The sequence below is a fragment of the Janthinobacterium paucivorans genome, assembly GCF_051380805.1.
Lineage (GTDB): Bacteria > Pseudomonadota > Gammaproteobacteria > Burkholderiales > Burkholderiaceae_D > Janthinobacterium > Janthinobacterium lividum_D.
On record NZ_JBNYXR010000002.1, the window covers coordinates 59,313 to 74,850 of the forward strand.

Below are 15,538 nucleotides of genomic sequence, written 5' to 3' on the forward strand. Positions count from 1 at the left end.
GTGCAGTTCCTTGAGAAGTGGGTGGTAGTTCAGGAGAAGCATTTCCCCTGTCACTGAGCCAAAAACGCGCCGTGCGGCAATATCGTTGACTGATTCTTTGGGGCATTACAAACACTTACATTTGCCGCGATAGGTGTTCTGTCAGCTTGCCTAAGGTGCCATCGCCTGTCACGGCCCGGAGTCAATGCCAGCCTCACCGCATGGGGCCGTCATGAAAGCGGCCTTGAAAGCCTATCCAGCCAAGCGCAATGTCGCCGTCACGCCCGCGCCTGCAGGTGCAAAAGCACCGGCTGCCTATGCCAATATTGAAGGTTTGCTGCAAGGTATGACCGCCGAAAAACAGGATGGCGCGGCTAAGTTCATCATCGATGACAAGGGCACGTGGCAGCCCCAACCGGCCATGCCCGATGCGCGCAAGGCTACGATACGGCGACGAAAAAGCTGGCTTTTACTCCTCTGGCTTGAATGGCAGGGTGGCGCGCTTTAGTTGCAGGGCTTCGTCGATGGCAATATTGAGCTGGGCAATCTCGACCGGTTTGGTCAGGTAGCGGAAAAAGCCCGTGGCCAAGCCATGCCGGATGTCGCCCTTCATGGCGTTGGCCGTCAGGGCGATGACGGGAATATGCGCGGTGCGCGTATCGTCGCGCAGGATGCGCTGTGCCTGGTTGCCATTCATGCCGGGCAGGTTGATATCCATCAGGATGACATCGGGGCGCTGTGCCAGCGCCAGCGCGATGCCTTGGCGCGCGTCGGTGGCCGAAATCATGCGCAGATGGGGCAGGAAGCTGACGATGTCTTCCACCAGCCGCAGGCTGGCCGGATTGTCTTCCACGTACAGTAGCAGGGCCTTGCCGCCGGCATGATCCACAGCGCCACCAGGGGGCTGGGGCAGCCCCTCCGTATGGCGCGTAGCCCTGTCGGGTGGCGCGATCATGGTGTCGAGTTCGATCCAGAACATGCTGCCCACGCCGAGGCAGCTGTGCACGCCCATGCGGCCTCCCATCAGCTCGACCAGGCGCTTGGTGACGACCAGGCCGATGCCTGTGCCTTCTTCTCTGCCGGCCTCCTGCCCCAGGCGGTTAAACGGCTGAAATAGCTCGGCCATCTGCGCATCGTCCAGTCCATTGCCCGTGTCGCGGATGGCGATGCGCACGCGCAGCGCATCGGGCTGCGAAATTTCCAGCGCCACCGTGCCGGCCGGACGGTTGTATTTGATGGCGTTCGACAGCAGGTTCAGCAGGACTTGCTTGAGGCGAGTATGGTCGGCCCTCACCGTCAGCGCTTCGCAAGTTGGAAAGAGCAGCTCGATTTGGCGCTGCTGTGCCTGATCTTCCATCATCACACGCACTTCCTCGATCAACGCCGGTAGCGTCACCGCTTCCATCGACATGCTCAGGCTGCCTGATTCAATCTTCGCCAGGTCGAGGATTTCATTGATCAAAGTGAGCAGATGGCGGCCCGAGGTGACGATGTTTTGCACGAAGGTGCGCTTTTGCAGCGCGGTCGCGGGCAATGCTTCATTGGCCAGCAACTGGGCAAAGCCGAGGATGGCGTTCAGCGGCGTGCGCAGCTCGTGCGACATGCTGGTGAGAAAACGGTCCTTCGCCTGGCTGGCCCGCTCCAGTTCGACTTTCTGTTCGTTGAGCGTGCGTTCGATACGCTTGCGCTCCGAGATGTCGCGGATAGCCGACGAAACCAGCATACCTTCATCTGTTTCCAGCGGCGACAGGCTGATTTCGACTGGAAACTCGCTGCCATCGCGGCGCAAGCCGTACAGTTCCAACCCTGCGCCCATGGAGCGCGCTCGTGGCGCTGTGGAAAAGGCCTGGCGATGGCGCGGATGATCGTGCGCGTAGCGGGCCGGGATCAGCACTTCCACATTGCGTCCCAACAGCTCCGCGCGCGAATAGCCGAACAGCCGTTCCGTCTGCGAGTTGACGAGCACGATTTCACCGTCGCTGTTGACGATGACGATGGCGTCCGGCGCCGATTCGAGCAGGCCGCGAAACTTTTGCTCGGCCCGGCGGCGGTCGCTGACGTCGCGGATGGCGCTGATGACGAAGGTGCCGATTTCGGTCTGAATGGGAGAGAGGCTGATTTCGACGGGAAACTCGGCCTTGTCCTTGCGCAAGCCCAGCAATTCCAGGTCGGCGCCCATGGTGCGCGCGCGTGGCTGGTCGAAATAGCCGGCACGGTGTGCCACGTGCGCATGGCGCAGCCGCTGCGGCAGCAGACTATCGATTTGCCTGCCGTTCAATTCGCCTTCCGCGTAGCCGAACAGGCGCTGAGCCTGCAAGTTGGCCAGTACGATGGCGCCCGTAGCGTTGACCATGATCACGCTGTCCGGCGTCGATTCGAACAGCACGCGGTAGCGCGCATCGACAAACTGGGCGTCGCGTGCCGCCTTCAGCAAGGTGGTGTCCTTCATGGTGGAAATGAGGTAGCGGCGGCCGTCCGCACCAGTGCGCGCGAACTGGCACGCCACGTCAACGTAGATGAGTTCGCCATCCTTGCGCCGCCGCAGCGATTCCCGGTCGTAGCAGCCGTTCACGGTCAGCTCTTCGTCGATCAGTGGGGTCGATTCGGCTTGTGTCGGCAGCGAGATCAATTCCCACAGCATGGAGCCCAGTGCCTCCTCGTCGGCATAGCCGAAGATGCGCTGCGCCCCGGCCGTCCAGCGCACGATGGCATGGACTTCGTTCGTGATGACAACGCCGCCGGGGGCGTCGCTGAGGATAAGCTGATCTAACTCGGCATCCATGTTTTTCCCCACGCGTGAGAAGGCTTGCCGGGCGGCATGCTGTATGCTTAAGTTAGCGAGGAGCCGCAGCAAAGTCAATGCATTTTTGCACGGCGTTTCCCCTCCGGGTACGCTGTAGGTGGCCCCGTGTTGCGCTGTGCCGGTGCTGCTTTCCCTGGGCGTGTGCCTAGCCCTATGTCCCCACGCTGCCGGTGACGGGCAAGACGATGCCCGTGATGTAGCTGGAACAGGCGGGCGAGGCCAGAAAGACGTAAGCGGGTGACAACTCTTCTGGCTGGGCCGGGCGGCGCATGTCAGTGTCTGCGCCAAATGTGCGGATTTCTTCTGCCGTCTTGTCGGCCGGATTGAGGGGAGTCCAGACTGGGCCCGGCGCGATGGCGTTGACGCGAATACCTTTTTCAAGCAAGTTGCCGGCCAGCGCCATGGTGAAGGCGTGGATGGCGCCCTTGGTGGTGGAATAGTCGAGCAAGTACTTGGATCCATGCAAGCCCGTGACGGACCCGGTGTTGATGATGGCCGCGCCGCGCTGCAAATGGGGCAGCACGGCCTTGGTCATGTGGAAGTAACCGTAGACATTGGTCTTCATTGTGAGGTCGAAGCGTTCCTCGCTCAGGTCCAGCAGCGATTCGGCGTGTTCCTTGAAGGCGGCGTTGTTGACCAGGATGTCGATATGCGTGTACCGTTCCATCACCTCGCGCACTGCTTGCCGGCAAAAGCCTTGCTCGCGCACGTCGCCGGGGATCAGCAGGCAGCTCTGGCCTTCCGCTTCCACATAGCGGCGCGTTTCGTTGGCGTCCGCGTGTTCATTCAGGTAAATGATGGCGACATCGGCCCCCTCGCGGGCGTACAGCACGGCCACGGCGCGGCCGATGCCAGAATCGCCACCCGTGATGATGGCCACCATGCCGGTCAGCTTGCCGCTGCCGCAGTAGTCGGGCGCCAGGAAGCGCGGTTTCAATTGCATCTGCGCTTCGATGCCGGGCTTGTCCAGATGCTGGGCGGGCAGGGGAGGGGCAGGCTGGCTGCGGCTGCCCGTTGGCAGCGGTGCTTTGCTGTCCCGCTTGCCTATGGCGGCGGCGTCGCGGTGATCTTGCTCCTGCTGTATGCTGCGCTGCAAGTTACCGGCAGACTGCTCCTTGTTCTCGTTCATGCTGGCCTCCGTGGAAACGAAGATTCAGTATCGGCGCGGCAGCGGCCGCCAACCGTGCGTTCGCTAACAGAATGGCGCAAACAGGCGTCAATTTATAAGATGATGGACATGATTTTTGGGAGCGGCATAAGCCGAGCGGCGCATGCGCGGCGCCAGCCGGCGGTCGCCAGGCTGCTGGCCCTTTGCGTCGTTGATGCGGCCTTGTCGGTGCAGATCCTTGCTGCCAGGAAGGCGCAATCGCAGCAAGACTGAGCATAGTTGACAAGTACGCCTGTTAGCCGGCCTCAACGCATGATAGGCTTCGGTTTTCAGATTTTGGGATTTCATCATGCTGCTTTGGCTCAGGCAATACCGGCGTCCACTGTTGGCCGGGGACATCACTGCCGGTATCGTTGTCGCCATGATGATGGTGCCGCAGGGTATGGCCTACGCGCTGGTGGCCGGCTTGCCGCCCGTGGTGGGCATTTACGCCAGCATCCTGCCGCCCGTGCTGTATGCCTTGTTCGGCAGCAGCATGACGCAGTCGGTGGGTCCCATGGCGATCGTCTCGCTGATGACGGCCGCCGCCCTGGCTCCGCTGGCCGACCCCGGTTCTTCCCTGTACATTGTGCTGGCCGCCCAACTGGCCTTCATCAGCGGCTTGGTCTTGCTGCTGTGCGGCGTGCTGCGCCTGGGCTTCATGGCCAGTTTTTTGTCGCGTCCCGTGATCAGCGGTTTCAGCAATGGCGCCGCGATCCTGATTATCTGGGGACAGATTACCCCCTTGCTGGGCGCCAGCATCCCTCACTGGCATGCCCCCAGCCTCGTGCTGGGGCTGTCCGGCTTGCTATTCCTGTTTCTGGCCAAGCGCTACGCCTCGCGCCTGCTGCAGCGCTGTGGCTTGAACAAGGTGGCGGCTGATGTGGGCGCGCGCCTGGCGCCGATGGTGCTGGTGCTGGCTGGCATCGGCCTGGTCGCCTATGGCGGCTTGGAAACGATGGGTGTGCAGACGACGGGCCATGTGTCCAGTGGTTTGCCGGGCCTGAACCTGGCCACGTCCAGCGCCCATTGGCGCACCTTGCTATCGCCGGCGCTCTTGATCGCTTTTATCATCTTTTTGATGAGCATGTCGGCCGCCCAGACCCTGGCGCAAAAACGCGGCGAAAAACTGCATACGAATCGCGAATTGCTGGGCCTGGGCGCGGCCAACGTGGCCAGCGCGCTGTCGGGCGGCTTCCCTGTCACCGGTTCGATCTCGCGTTCGGCCGTCAATTTCCAGGCGGGCGCCAACACGCCGCTGGCCAGCATCATCACGGCTGGCTTGCTGGCGCTGGCGCTGGTGGCGCCCACGGGCTGGCTGGCGCTGCTGCCGCTGCCCGTGCTGGCGGCCACCATTATCTTTGCCGTGGCCAGCCTGCTCGATTGGGATACCTTGAAATTGTCATGGCGCTACGACCGCAGCGATGCGCTGGCCCTGCTGGCAACGACGGCCGGCGTGCTGGCGCTGGGCGTGGAGGCGGGCGTGGTGATCGGCGTGCTGCTGTCGATGGGCACCCTGATCTGGCGCGCCAGCCGCCCGCACATCGCCGTGCTGGGGCGCATCCCGAATAGCGAGCACTTCCGCAACGTCGAACGCTATGAGGCGCAAACCCTGCCGGACGTCTTGCTACTGCGCATAGACGCCGGCCTGTTTTTCGGCAATGTGGAAGCTGTTACCGAGCGTGTCGAGGATGAATTGCGTGCCCATCCGACGGCGCGCCACCTGGTGCTGGTGCTGTCGGCTGTCAACCAGATCGACAGTACAGCCTTGCTGGGCTTGATCGAGCTTAATGGCGTGCTGATCAAGCGCGGCATCAGCCTGAACCTGGCCGAAGTGAAGGGACCCGTGATGGACCGCTTGCGCCAGAGCAGCCTGCTGCAGGAGCTGGGCGGCAAGTTGTACCTGAGCACAGCGCTGGCGATGAACGATTTGAGCGGCGCAAGCAATGGAGAACAGGCGTGAGCATGGAACTGAATCTGCACGGCGAGTCGCGTGTGATCGATAGCATCCTTGCGCTGGAACAAGCGCTGCGCGAGGCGCGCGCGCTGGCGCAATGTCAATTATGGTTGACCAGGGCCACGGATGCGGAACAGGGCCCGGCCCTGTGCATGTTGCGCAATGGCGGCAATGCCTTGCTGATGTATCTGTCGGGGCAGGATGACCTGAGTTTTCATACATTGGGCGACGAGGAGGCAGACGGCGTCTGCAGCTATCTGTTGGCCAATGGCCAGGTGGACGAATATCCCGAGGCCTGGTGCGTGGAGGTGGAACAATGTCAGCGGGCCTTTGTCGAATTTTTCAGGACAAGCGGCGCGCAGCCGGCCGGCATCGCGTGGCAGGCGGATTGATAGGGCGTAAATCACGGATGCCATCCTCGCCGATATCGGGCGCGACGGGTGCGCCGTGCTCGATGCCATGCAGGTTTGCTCACCGCCACGCGGAAAGACTGGCCTGAAAACGTGATACTCGATGCCCTGGACATGCTGACGCGCTGCTGCGAACCGCAGTGACGGGTATGGGACCGACATGTATCCTGAAGGGTTCAAGCAGGTAGCGGGGCTAGCATCCGCCGAGCGCCATGCTTACTTTATGCGCGAGGTGGTCGATACGCAAGAAGTGTCGGGCTTGCACCACGACGGCTGGGCGGCATAGGCATCTGGCGCGGACGAGGCCGTCCATACGGCGATCTGTTGCGGCGCATAGTGCGTGGCGCAAGCCCCACAGTGCATCGATATCGGGGTGGCAGGGCGGGGTGCATGGTGATGGACATGCAAGCTTTGGTGCAAACGGCCACGCTGGCGCAATGGCCCGCATCGCGCCAGCATGCGTGCTTGCCATGCTTGCCATGCTTGTCCAGCGCATCACTGCGCTGGCTGGTCCGGATCGATGTAGTACGAGCCCGGCGGCGCGCCCGGCACTTTCACCCGGAACTTCAGGCTGGACAGCAGCTTGTCCCACAAGGCGATGGCCTCTTCGTCGGTCAGTGACGCAGCTTCGGCGGCGCCGACCATGTTGTGGGCGACTTTGGTGTACATATGCGCCTCCAGCACAGATGGATTTGCGATGTCTTTCGGCTTGCCTACCAATGCCCATTCAAAATCGTGTACGCCATCTGTTCGTCGTATCAGCGATTCTTCGCCTTGCCAGTGTTGAACAGTGCGCTTGCCTTCGCGCAGCAAGGTGCGCTTGGGATAGTTATTGCCTTGCATCTTTTTTGCGTCTTGTATGCGATTGAGTAGTGATAGTTCCCCACGCAACCTTGATTCAAATTCTGTCGGCGGGTAGTCGCCGTATGCATCTTTATTTGAGCTGATGGAGAAAGTAACATCTGGCAAGCTAGGTAAATAAATACCTACGTCGTCTATTTCTTGATATTTATACTGATTTTCGCTCATGAATCCGTGTTCTACGCAAAGGCCTGGCGTGACAGGAATTTCTTCAGTAGCACGCAAACGCAGACTTTTTGCTTGAAGGAATTGTCTTTCCGCTGTTGCTCTTTCGGTGTCGCCACTACCTACAGCATCGCCTATGGCAAATATGAAATCCCCTTTGTTGATTAACGTTCGGTAAATTATGAAATTAACTTCTTTGGCGGATTTGCTATTGTAGTATCGAATTTGCCAGCTGTTTTCAATTGGCCCATTGCCATTGTAAATAATTTCTGGAGCGAAGTTTAAGGATCGTATTCTTTTTAAATCAATTTCTGCCTGGTGCTTTAAAAAGTCTGATCCTCCTTTAAATAAATCAACTGCTGAATTTCCGATTATCAGTTCTGCCTCGCTTGGTAGATTTAATAAGTATCTACCAAAGCAAATTTTTTTTGTCTTTTGAAATAATATTTCAATTTTTTTTCTTGGAGTTGTCGTTTCGTTCATTTTCCTAGCCTCATTTTTTCTGTACGGTCTGATCTCATTTGCCTCTGTTTGGATTGATATGGCAGCAAAGATAAATATAAGAAATTTTCTATAAATAGACATGATCATTCCCATTTTGCTGTTTTGGCAATTTGAACAATTGAGTAAAGCATAGATGCTAGGACATTTGGATGAGTATAGCTATTTTGATGTTCATATCCAGTTCCAGCTTTTTCTCCATGGACAAATTTTTTCCCAGGTATGTGTTTTGCTGAACGATCCGATGGGACAGTTTCATCGCCAGCCGAATTTGCTGGTTGTAATTTTAACTGCAAAATGCGCGTTCCCGCTTGTATGATGAGGTTTCCTTTTGCGTCATCACTCATTAGTTTCCATTTATTTGGCGGGGGTATTGTATTTTCCTGGGTGGCTGATTTTTTTATTTCTAAACCTTCAATGACTTTGAATATTATTTCTCCATAGCTTAGAAAATCTTTGGATGCGCAATAGCTTGCGTATGTATTTGGATGAAATATTTTCTCTATTTCATTTAGTAAGATAGAGGCATCTTTCAATCGTTGCATGACATTGTCGATTCCTCCTCCTTTGTTAAGTGGAACATTTGCAGGATTCACCCACGAAGGATTTATTAGCCTCCACCAAGCATTCGCAGGTTGCAGGTAAATACTCTCTAGCGCACTATCCTTATCTCGTGGCCAACTCCAAAGTAATCTATCACTTCTGTCAACAACTTTGAGCCACTCTTGACCATATGCCATGCCGGGCATCATCTCTAAAGGTGCTTGTGTATTTGCGAGAATCGCAGTGGCGTGTTCGCCGTCAATGCCCAGAACTTGGGCTGCGAGAGTATTTAATGGGCCACTTTTTTCCTGAAAACCGAAGCGCATGCGTTTGTATGCACTGGCGGCACCTAAAGTAGGCATCACGTTATGATATATTCCAAGTATTTTTACATTTTTATCATTAAGCATATTTCCATATTTAGGATGCATTAAGGCTCTGGCGAGCAAGCCCCCCATACTATGTGTGACGAGAATGACCTCACTGCATTTGAAGCCGCATTTCTGATAGCCTATTACTATGCCGCGTATGCGTTCGGAAATAATGGCGGCAGAAATGGCATTGCTCTGTAGGAAGTTGTATCCCAACGCATGAACCGGATACCAACATGGAGAAATCTTTAGCATGTCAGAATTTTCAATTAGTGTTCCGGGAGGGCCGCCAAATTCTTTTGGGTCTTTTATCAAAAGCTTAGCAACAGACGGATAGGCTTGTTGACCATATGAATATTTTCCGGTGGCTTGATCGGACGGGTCAATTTTCCAATGAGGTAAAACTTGCCCTTTTTTTGTTATATTATTCATGAAAAATTCTGTTTTTTGAAGCATTTCGCCATACGCGCCGGCGAAAAGAACTTCACTCCATCCACGCCACCGTGCAATATGTGCTGGCGTTTCACGTATCTCACGGGGAATAAATCTTTCCGTTACTCCAGGTTTTTTAATCGCATCTACCTGTGCATTTTTTTTAGCACTAACAGAAATCAATGGAGGAACTCCAAGGAAATCATCGGGAACGTTGTTATGACGGGCGTCAGATCCTTTGGTTATGTCTCCACCAGGGAAGAAGCGCTCATTTTCGATAGAATATTGATAGTACTCAACTTCAGTTTCATTTGGATCAAAGACCAATTGTCGATCTCTGGGCGACGCACTCCTGAACCAACCACCTAAACCACTACCGGTTGCAACCGCCAAATTGCCAGATTTGTCGACCATGTCATCTGGCCTCCATGATCTGTTATCCGGTCGCTTCAGATCGTCTTGACGTTGTTTTTTCATTCTTAAATTGCTACCCATAACGCCGGGTAAAAATATAATCGGTATGATTTTTCTGGGTGGAATCGTGACGTCATGACGAATCGTATCTTTTATTTCCGTCATATGAACGGTGTATTCAGCCCACCCGCCGACAGTTTGCCGAAACTCGCCTTGGTGATTGCCATGTTCATTCAAATCCGTATCGTCACTCATGGAAGTTCTCCCTTATAGCGTATTGTGTAGCTATCCATACCGTCTCCTTTCTGTACTGGGGTGAGCCCGTCACTGCTACTCTTTTCACAGATTCTGTGGCCATCTTCGCGTGTTAACTCAAAAGCTATATCGGGGGCAGGTGTGCCATCGACTTCCAGCAGCCGGACGGCCTGATCAAAACGCGCTACTGGCCGTTCATTAAATTCCTGCGACACGCTCTTCGGCGCCAGGGTTTCCAGGTTGCCGTTGAAGAGCACAGGCGATGAGGTGAAGAATTGCACCTTGTCGCTGATTTCCAGCATGTGGTTGGCGCCGTGCAGGCGGATGCCTTTTTTGCCCTTGATGTTGACCCAGTCCGCTTCGCTGATTAGTGACAAGACTTTTTGGGCGAGGATTTCCACCTCGTCGCTGTGGGCCTGGATGGACACCTTGCCGCTGGCTGCAATCAGTTTCATGCCGGCCTTGTGCACGAACAGGCTGAAGCTCTTGGCGATGCTGGCAAACATGCTATCGCCGCTGGCGAGGGAAATATGTTTGCTGCTGCTGAGCGCCACATGCTCGCTGGCGGCCAGGTGGATGGATTGGGCCGTGCTCAGCTCGATGCCGGCCGGGCTGGCCAGCACCAGATGTGCTTCGGACAGTTCAGGGAAATCGCCGCTGGCGCCTTTGATCGCGGCGTTTTGCCGCTCGATGGACTCGGCGACGCTACCTTGTTGCTCTTTGCTGTCTTGCGCACCCGCGTCGACGGCCATGCCAGCCAAGCCTTGCTGCAGTTGCTGTGCTTGCGCCAGGCGCGCCTGTGTTTCGTCGAGTTGCTTGACTGATCCAGTGCCTGTTGATGTTTCTGTGGTGATCAACATGCCTCTGGCGGCGCGTAGGGCGCCCCAGGCGTTGCTGGCCAATTCAAAGCCCACGCCGCGCGCGTCCTTGCGGCCGGCATTGTCATCGATGCGGGTGATGTTGCCCAAGCAAAGCCGACTGTCGTGCTGCTCGCTGCGCAGCTGTGCCTGTATCGCCCCCTTGGTATCGTCGAGCACGAGATGGTTGGCGCTGCGGGCGCCCAGTTCGCGGCTGCGCCAGCCGGACAGGGCGCGCTGCTGCGGCAGTTGCCATGGCGGTGGATTGGCGCTGTTGTAGACCACGCCGATGACGATCGGATGGTCGATATTGCCGTCCTGGAATTGCACGACGACTTCTTGCCCCACGCGCGGCAAGGCGATTTGTCCCATGTGCGCTCCCGCCATCGGCATCATGACGCGTATCCATGGCGAACTGCGCGCATCGAATGTACCCAGGCGGTCCCAGTGAAATTGCAGGCGGATGCGTCCCAATGCATCGGTATGAATTTCTTCTCCGGCCGGCCCGACCACCAGCGCCGTCTGCACACCGGCAACCACGCATGGCGTGCTGTTGTAGCTGCGGCCCGGCCGCCAACGAATGTCACGCCGCACGCACACCATATTGTTGACATAGTGGGACGCTGTGCTGGGACCAACCTGATAATTATTGCTGGCGCGATGCACGACTGACAAAATCAGGTACTCGCGTTCGGCGATACTGTCGCGGCGCTCCTGGCCAGGTTGATAGCGCTTTTCTTCGGCGCTGAAATGGCCATCGAGCCGGAAGCAAAGGCCAGGCTGTGCGCCACGGTGATTGCCTGCCGCCTCGAAGTACTGGCGCAGATGGTCGTTTTCTTCCATGCGGCGTTGCGCCAGCGATGTTCCCTCATCGATATTCTGATAGCCATACGCGCCCGTGTTTTCGTATAGTTCATGGGCGAATACATCACCCTGGCGATTCAATGAATAGCCGCTGGCAAGGCGTGGTTGTGGATTTTTATAGTCGAAACTGGCCAAGGTCAGCTGGCCGGAACCGATCCGGCGCACGGCTTGCCACTGGTGCATGCCATCGTCTTCCATGGAGCCCGATTCGGCGTGAAAGCGCATGGCGCCGTCGCCGGACGCCGTATCGATGATGTCAGCGAAGGTGCTGTTATCTGCGAGCCATAACGTGTGGCCATCGGCGCGGTGCGCGTACCAGTAATGCCAGCCCAGCGCTTCCCAGCGACGGTGCAGATGGTTGTAATCGGTTTCATTGTGCTGATTGGCGCAGGTGATCTGTGGATCGTCGCCATGGATGCTGCTTTTCCAGTCGCGCTGCGCGTAGTGGGCAAACGTCGTCTCGGTCAGCTGCATCACGCTTTGGCCATGAAACGATACATTGTCCTGGCGCAGGCGGGCAAAGGCCAGCCATGGTTGCAGCACCATGCGGTACCACGCAAAGCCGCCATCGGCGCGCAGCAGGCAAAACTCGCCCACATAGCCGTTAAAGTAGCGCAGCGTGCCATCGTCGCGCAGCATCGAAATGGTCACCATGCGGCCCATCATGGCCTTGAGCGCAATATGCGCGTCATCGGACAGCAATTCGGCTTCGAAACGGAAGTCGCGCGACATCTCTTCCGTGGCGATCAGCGAATTGACCAGCACGATGGTACCGGCTGGCCCATCTTCATGCGGGAAATCTATCTTCAACAGGCGCCGTTCCTGCGCGGCGAGGTCGAAGGCCGATAGCGCGGCCTGGATGTCTGCATGCATGGCCTGCCTCTCTTATAGCGATGAGATTAAGTGGGCGCCACAGGCGGTGGCATCGCCGTCATAGGCGTACGGCTTGCCCATGTGTTTTGCGCCGGCGCCGTCCGGGGTAATCGCAAAGCTGCCCTTGCACTTGGGGCAGAAGGTTGTGTCATCGGCCAGCGCCGCGCTCTTACCCATGACGGTGCTGCCCGACGATGCGCTGGTGACCTTGCCGCCGTGATCGGTTGCATCGCCGAGCCGGATAACGCCGCGTCCCGCATGTTTCATGTTTGCCTCGCTTTTCAAAGATGAGTTGCGCAAGTCAGTGGCAGCAAATAACGCACTTCGGCGGCGCGCACCTTGCCTTGTGCTGTCTGCAAGAACGTCGTCCAGCCAAGGTGCCGTCGTTCTGACGGGTGCGAACTGAGGAGCAGGGGAGTCATGCATGGCGGACTCAATATCAGCCGCACTTCATACTGCAAGTCGGGTACGCCAAACAGTGCCAGCATCTTTGCCAATGCCGCCGCACCTGCGCTGCGCGGCAGGAAGCGTTGCAGGCCGGCAGGATCGAGCGGGCCGATATGCAGGCAGACGCGCATGTCCTGGCGCCAAAGCCGCAGGCCAAGCGTCGCGCCGCGCGCCAGGGTAAAGTTGACACTGCCCAGCAGACTGCGCCGATTTTTTTCCAGATAGTCCCAGCCGCCGACAAATTGTTGCACGGTGATCGGTACGCCGCAGTACTCGGCCAGTACGCGGCCAAGCGCTTGCGCCGAGACGGGGCGACAGCGCAGCAGGCCCGCATACCAGGCCGCGACGTCCTGCGTCACGGCATCAGTTTCTGCGCTCGACGGCAACGCACTGCGCTGCACCCCGGCCAGCGCCGTCAGCAAAGGCAGTTGTGCGTCTTTGGCCTGGGTTTGGAGGCTCGATTCGAGTCGATACTTTTCCCACGCCTGGTAATACAGCACGACCATGCGGTGCGAAAAGATATCGAGGAAGGCCGAGGCGCCAGGGTCTTTGCTCGACCAGCGGTAGGCGGCGATACGTTCTGAATAGTGCAAGGGCAAGGTGCCGCCGACGCCCAGAAAACGCATGAACGTCGGTGTCAGGCTCAGTTGTTCATTCTCGTCGAGCGAGAGCTGCTCGATTTCACTGGCGGGAAAACTTAACGACGCGCTGTTCTTGAAGCGCAATATCTGGCTGAAGGCCTGCGCATAGGACACGTCCTGCCGACGTAGCCAGCACAGCAAAATACGCACGGCCTGCACGAACTGGTAGCGGTACGGTTCGGCGAGCAAGTGTGCGATTACACCAGATTTTGCAATCCGCTTCTTGGCTTGCATCGGATCAGCTCCTCTCCGCTTTGCAGTGACAGCACCACCAGTTCGATGAAGCTGTTGATGTGCACGTATAGCCCCAGGAAGTGGTCGACCAGCTGCACAAACAAGTGCATGCCGCTACCGACAAACGCTTCCTCGTCCAGCGTGATGCGCACTTCCACGCCATGCGCCAGCGAGGTGCCGCGCTTGTGGCGTAGCCAGGTCGTCGTTGGCGCGTGCGCCAGCGCGACGATGCCGCTGATTTGGCGTTGCGAGCTTGCCGATTGGGACAGGTCATACAGCGTCAGCATTTCGCGCAGCGCCGGCAAACCCTCCTGGACCAATGCATGATGATTCAGCGCCAGATGCGAAATGAGGCGCCAGTGCAGGCCCGCGTCAGGTGAAAAGCGTTGCGCTTGGCTGGGGCGTCGCAGCATGTGCAGCGCAGCGCCGCCACTGCATGGTTGCAAGTCGCCTTGCGGCTGGCCGTATTTGAGCGCAAGCGGAAGATCGCGGTTGCTGCATGTCAACGACAGCGACAAGCTGGCCTTTTCCTGTAGCAAGGGATTGAAGTCGCTATCGATCAGCGTGATTCTCTTTTCGTGACCAGGACTGTTGGCAGCCAAAGTCATGTCGTGGCGTAGGACCCAGTAATGGCCTTGTTGCGCCGCGTCCTCGCCATGGCGCAGGCTGTACAGCGGGCGAAGTTCGCTCAGCGTGCTTTCGCCTCCCCGTTGGCGCAATAAACGTACCGCATCGACCGAGACGACTTCGTAACCATGCGCATGGGTCGCATGGGCCAGCACGCAGTAGTCGGTTTTTTGCCGGGTGACGCAAATTGGCACGCCTTCCTGGCGGAAGAGATTGACCGCCGGACTGCAGCCCAGCTTTAAATTGTTACTGCAAATGCTAGACAAGATGCGCGCCGCAGCGCCATCGGGCCGCAAACCGGACAGGCACAGGTGCAGCGTAAAGCGCTGGCAAGCAGGCGGCAGGGCAGCACTGAGCGCTGCGATATCGAGGTCGAAGAAATTGAATTTTTCCGGATAGGCAAAATACTCGCTGAGGATGCGGTAGGCCGGCTGCGAACGCGCACCGAAAGGTATCAAGGCATCCGTGTCGGCGAAGCCGACGGGTGTCACAGGCACGGTGGGCAAGGCCACCCACTGTAGCGCGTCGATGGACACAAAAGCGCAGACCGTGCGCATGAACAAGGCATCGCGCAATGCGGCGCAAAAAGAAGCTTCGCCATCGATGAAAATGCGCAGCGATGCGGGCGCCGCATCGAGATGCCGGATGCCGATGTTCAGCGAGGAACAGGCCGATGCTGGCAGGCGTACGCCGGGTGGCGCCTTGATCATCGCATCGAAAACCGTGCTTTCCAGTACTGCTGCGCCTGTCGTCATGTCGTAGACGCTCTTGAAGCGGCAACGCACGCCGCGCACAGGCGGCGCATCCATTTCACTGCCCGCTGGCAGGTGGAATATGCCCGCTCCTGCCGCCGGGGTTGGCTGTTGTACGATGGTGCACGATGGGAAGGGGCGCAGATAATGGGGGAACAGGGCTTCGAACAAGGCTTCGGTAAATTGCGGATAGTCGTCATCGAGCCTTTTGGAGATGCGTGCTGCCAGCATGGCCACCGATTCGATCAAGTGTTCGACGTGCGGGTCTTCGCAGGACTCGCCTGACAGGTGTAATTTGCCGGCAATTTTCGGATAGCGTTCGGCAAACTCACGGCAATGTCGCCGCAGCATCACCAGCTCGTGCTCGAAATACGGCAGCAAATCCTCCATCTTGATTTTTCCTGT

Annotated in this window: 12 protein-coding genes; 4 read left to right on the top strand and 8 right to left on the bottom strand. The window is 57.6% G+C overall.

All coding sequences use genetic code 11. The features are described from left to right. Nucleotides 1-211 precede the first annotated feature (211 nt). Nucleotides 212-487 (top strand): hypothetical protein, encoded by a 276-nt coding sequence (locus tag ACQ4V8_RS03340; RefSeq protein ID WP_436570887.1) that lies wholly within the window; start codon nucleotides 212-214, stop codon nucleotides 485-487. Here the strand turns inward: ACQ4V8_RS03340 and ACQ4V8_RS03345 are convergent. Beyond that, nucleotides 449-2,761 carry a PAS domain S-box protein gene (locus ACQ4V8_RS03345; RefSeq protein WP_436570888.1) on the bottom strand — a complete coding sequence of 771 codons (2,313 nt, stop codon included), beginning with the start codon at nucleotides 2,759-2,761 and terminating at the stop codon, nucleotides 449-451. The genes ACQ4V8_RS03340 and ACQ4V8_RS03345 overlap by 39 nt on opposite strands. Before the next feature lie 172 nt (nucleotides 2,762-2,933). After that, the gene (locus ACQ4V8_RS03350) at nucleotides 2,934-3,911 is read right to left on the bottom strand and encodes an SDR family oxidoreductase (RefSeq protein WP_436570889.1); all 978 of its coding nucleotides are present in this window, start codon (nucleotides 3,909-3,911) and stop codon (nucleotides 2,934-2,936) included. 328 nt (nucleotides 3,912-4,239) lie between these two features. Between ACQ4V8_RS03350 and ACQ4V8_RS03355 the strand changes: the two genes are divergently transcribed. The 3 genes from ACQ4V8_RS03355 to ACQ4V8_RS03365 all read left to right on the top strand — a co-directional run bounded on the left by ACQ4V8_RS03355 (nucleotide 4,240) and on the right by ACQ4V8_RS03365 (nucleotide 6,582). Then, nucleotides 4,240-5,892 carry a SulP family inorganic anion transporter gene (locus ACQ4V8_RS03355; RefSeq protein ID WP_436570890.1) on the top strand — a complete coding sequence of 551 codons (1,653 nt, stop codon included), beginning with the start codon at nucleotides 4,240-4,242 and terminating at the stop codon, nucleotides 5,890-5,892. Between the two features lie 2 nt (nucleotides 5,893-5,894). Further along, a complete protein-coding gene (locus tag ACQ4V8_RS03360) occupies nucleotides 5,895-6,278 on the top strand; it encodes an Imm1 family immunity protein (RefSeq protein ID WP_070346752.1) in 384 nt (127 codons plus the stop codon). A 178-nt stretch (nucleotides 6,279-6,456) separates the two neighbouring features. Further along, complete coding sequence (locus ACQ4V8_RS03365) at nucleotides 6,457-6,582, top strand: hypothetical protein (RefSeq protein WP_010399259.1); 126 nt, start codon at nucleotides 6,457-6,459, stop codon at nucleotides 6,580-6,582. Between the two features lie 209 nt (nucleotides 6,583-6,791). Here the strand turns inward: ACQ4V8_RS03365 and ACQ4V8_RS03370 are convergent, their stop codons facing one another. The 6 genes from ACQ4V8_RS03370 to tssF are packed head-to-tail and all read right to left on the bottom strand — an operon-like array spanning nucleotide 6,792 to nucleotide 15,523. Next, entirely contained in the window at nucleotides 6,792-7,907 is a 1,116-nt protein-coding gene (locus ACQ4V8_RS03370; RefSeq protein ID WP_436570891.1) for a T6SS immunity protein Tli4 family protein, read from the bottom strand. Between the two features lie 2 nt (nucleotides 7,908-7,909). Next, a complete protein-coding gene (locus ACQ4V8_RS03375) occupies nucleotides 7,910-9,838 on the bottom strand; it encodes an esterase/lipase family protein (protein WP_436570892.1) in 1,929 nt (642 codons plus the stop codon). Further along, on the bottom strand, nucleotides 9,835-12,432 hold the full coding sequence (locus ACQ4V8_RS03380) for a type VI secretion system Vgr family protein (RefSeq protein WP_436570893.1): 2,598 nt from the start codon (nucleotides 12,430-12,432) through the stop codon (nucleotides 9,835-9,837). The genes ACQ4V8_RS03375 and ACQ4V8_RS03380 overlap by 4 nt, the downstream gene beginning before the upstream one ends. Nucleotides 12,433-12,444: 12 nt before the next feature. After that, the gene (locus ACQ4V8_RS03385) at nucleotides 12,445-12,699 is read right to left on the bottom strand and encodes a PAAR domain-containing protein (protein WP_010399251.1); all 255 of its coding nucleotides are present in this window, start codon (nucleotides 12,697-12,699) and stop codon (nucleotides 12,445-12,447) included. Between the two features lie 14 nt (nucleotides 12,700-12,713). Continuing rightward, nucleotides 12,714-13,709 carry a type VI secretion system baseplate subunit TssG gene (gene tssG / locus ACQ4V8_RS03390; RefSeq protein ID WP_436570894.1) on the bottom strand — a complete coding sequence of 332 codons (996 nt, stop codon included), beginning with the start codon at nucleotides 13,707-13,709 and terminating at the stop codon, nucleotides 12,714-12,716. A gap of 8 nt (nucleotides 13,710-13,717) precedes the next feature. Further along, complete coding sequence (tssF, locus tag ACQ4V8_RS03395) at nucleotides 13,718-15,523, bottom strand: type VI secretion system baseplate subunit TssF (protein ID WP_436570895.1); 1,806 nt, start codon at nucleotides 15,521-15,523, stop codon at nucleotides 13,718-13,720. Nucleotides 15,524-15,538 lie beyond the last annotated feature (15 nt).

What these genes read in the sequence shown, in the direction of transcription:
- ACQ4V8_RS03350 (WP_436570889.1), bottom strand. Translation starts at nt 3,911, where the DNA reads ATGAACGAGAACAAGGAGCAGTCTGCCGGTAACTTGCAGCGCAGCATA.
- ACQ4V8_RS03380 (WP_436570893.1), bottom strand. Translation starts at nt 12,432, where the DNA reads ATGCATGCAGACATCCAGGCCGCGCTATCGGCCTTCGACCTCGCCGCG.
- ACQ4V8_RS03355 (WP_436570890.1), top strand. Translation starts at nt 4,240, where the DNA reads ATGCTGCTTTGGCTCAGGCAATACCGGCGTCCACTGTTGGCCGGGGAC.
- ACQ4V8_RS03385 (WP_010399251.1), bottom strand. Translation starts at nt 12,699, where the DNA reads ATGAAACATGCGGGACGCGGCGTTATCCGGCTCGGCGATGCAACCGAT.
- ACQ4V8_RS03340 (WP_436570887.1), top strand. Translation starts at nt 212, where the DNA reads ATGAAAGCGGCCTTGAAAGCCTATCCAGCCAAGCGCAATGTCGCCGTC.
- ACQ4V8_RS03375 (WP_436570892.1), bottom strand. Translation starts at nt 9,838, where the DNA reads ATGAGTGACGATACGGATTTGAATGAACATGGCAATCACCAAGGCGAG.
- ACQ4V8_RS03360 (WP_070346752.1), top strand. Translation starts at nt 5,895, where the DNA reads ATGGAACTGAATCTGCACGGCGAGTCGCGTGTGATCGATAGCATCCTT.
- ACQ4V8_RS03365 (WP_010399259.1), top strand. Translation starts at nt 6,457, where the DNA reads ATGTATCCTGAAGGGTTCAAGCAGGTAGCGGGGCTAGCATCCGCCGAG.
- tssF (WP_436570895.1), bottom strand. Translation starts at nt 15,523, where the DNA reads ATGGAGGATTTGCTGCCGTATTTCGAGCACGAGCTGGTGATGCTGCGG.
- ACQ4V8_RS03370 (WP_436570891.1), bottom strand. Translation starts at nt 7,907, where the DNA reads ATGTCTATTTATAGAAAATTTCTTATATTTATCTTTGCTGCCATATCA.
- ACQ4V8_RS03345 (WP_436570888.1), bottom strand. Translation starts at nt 2,761, where the DNA reads ATGGATGCCGAGTTAGATCAGCTTATCCTCAGCGACGCCCCCGGCGGC.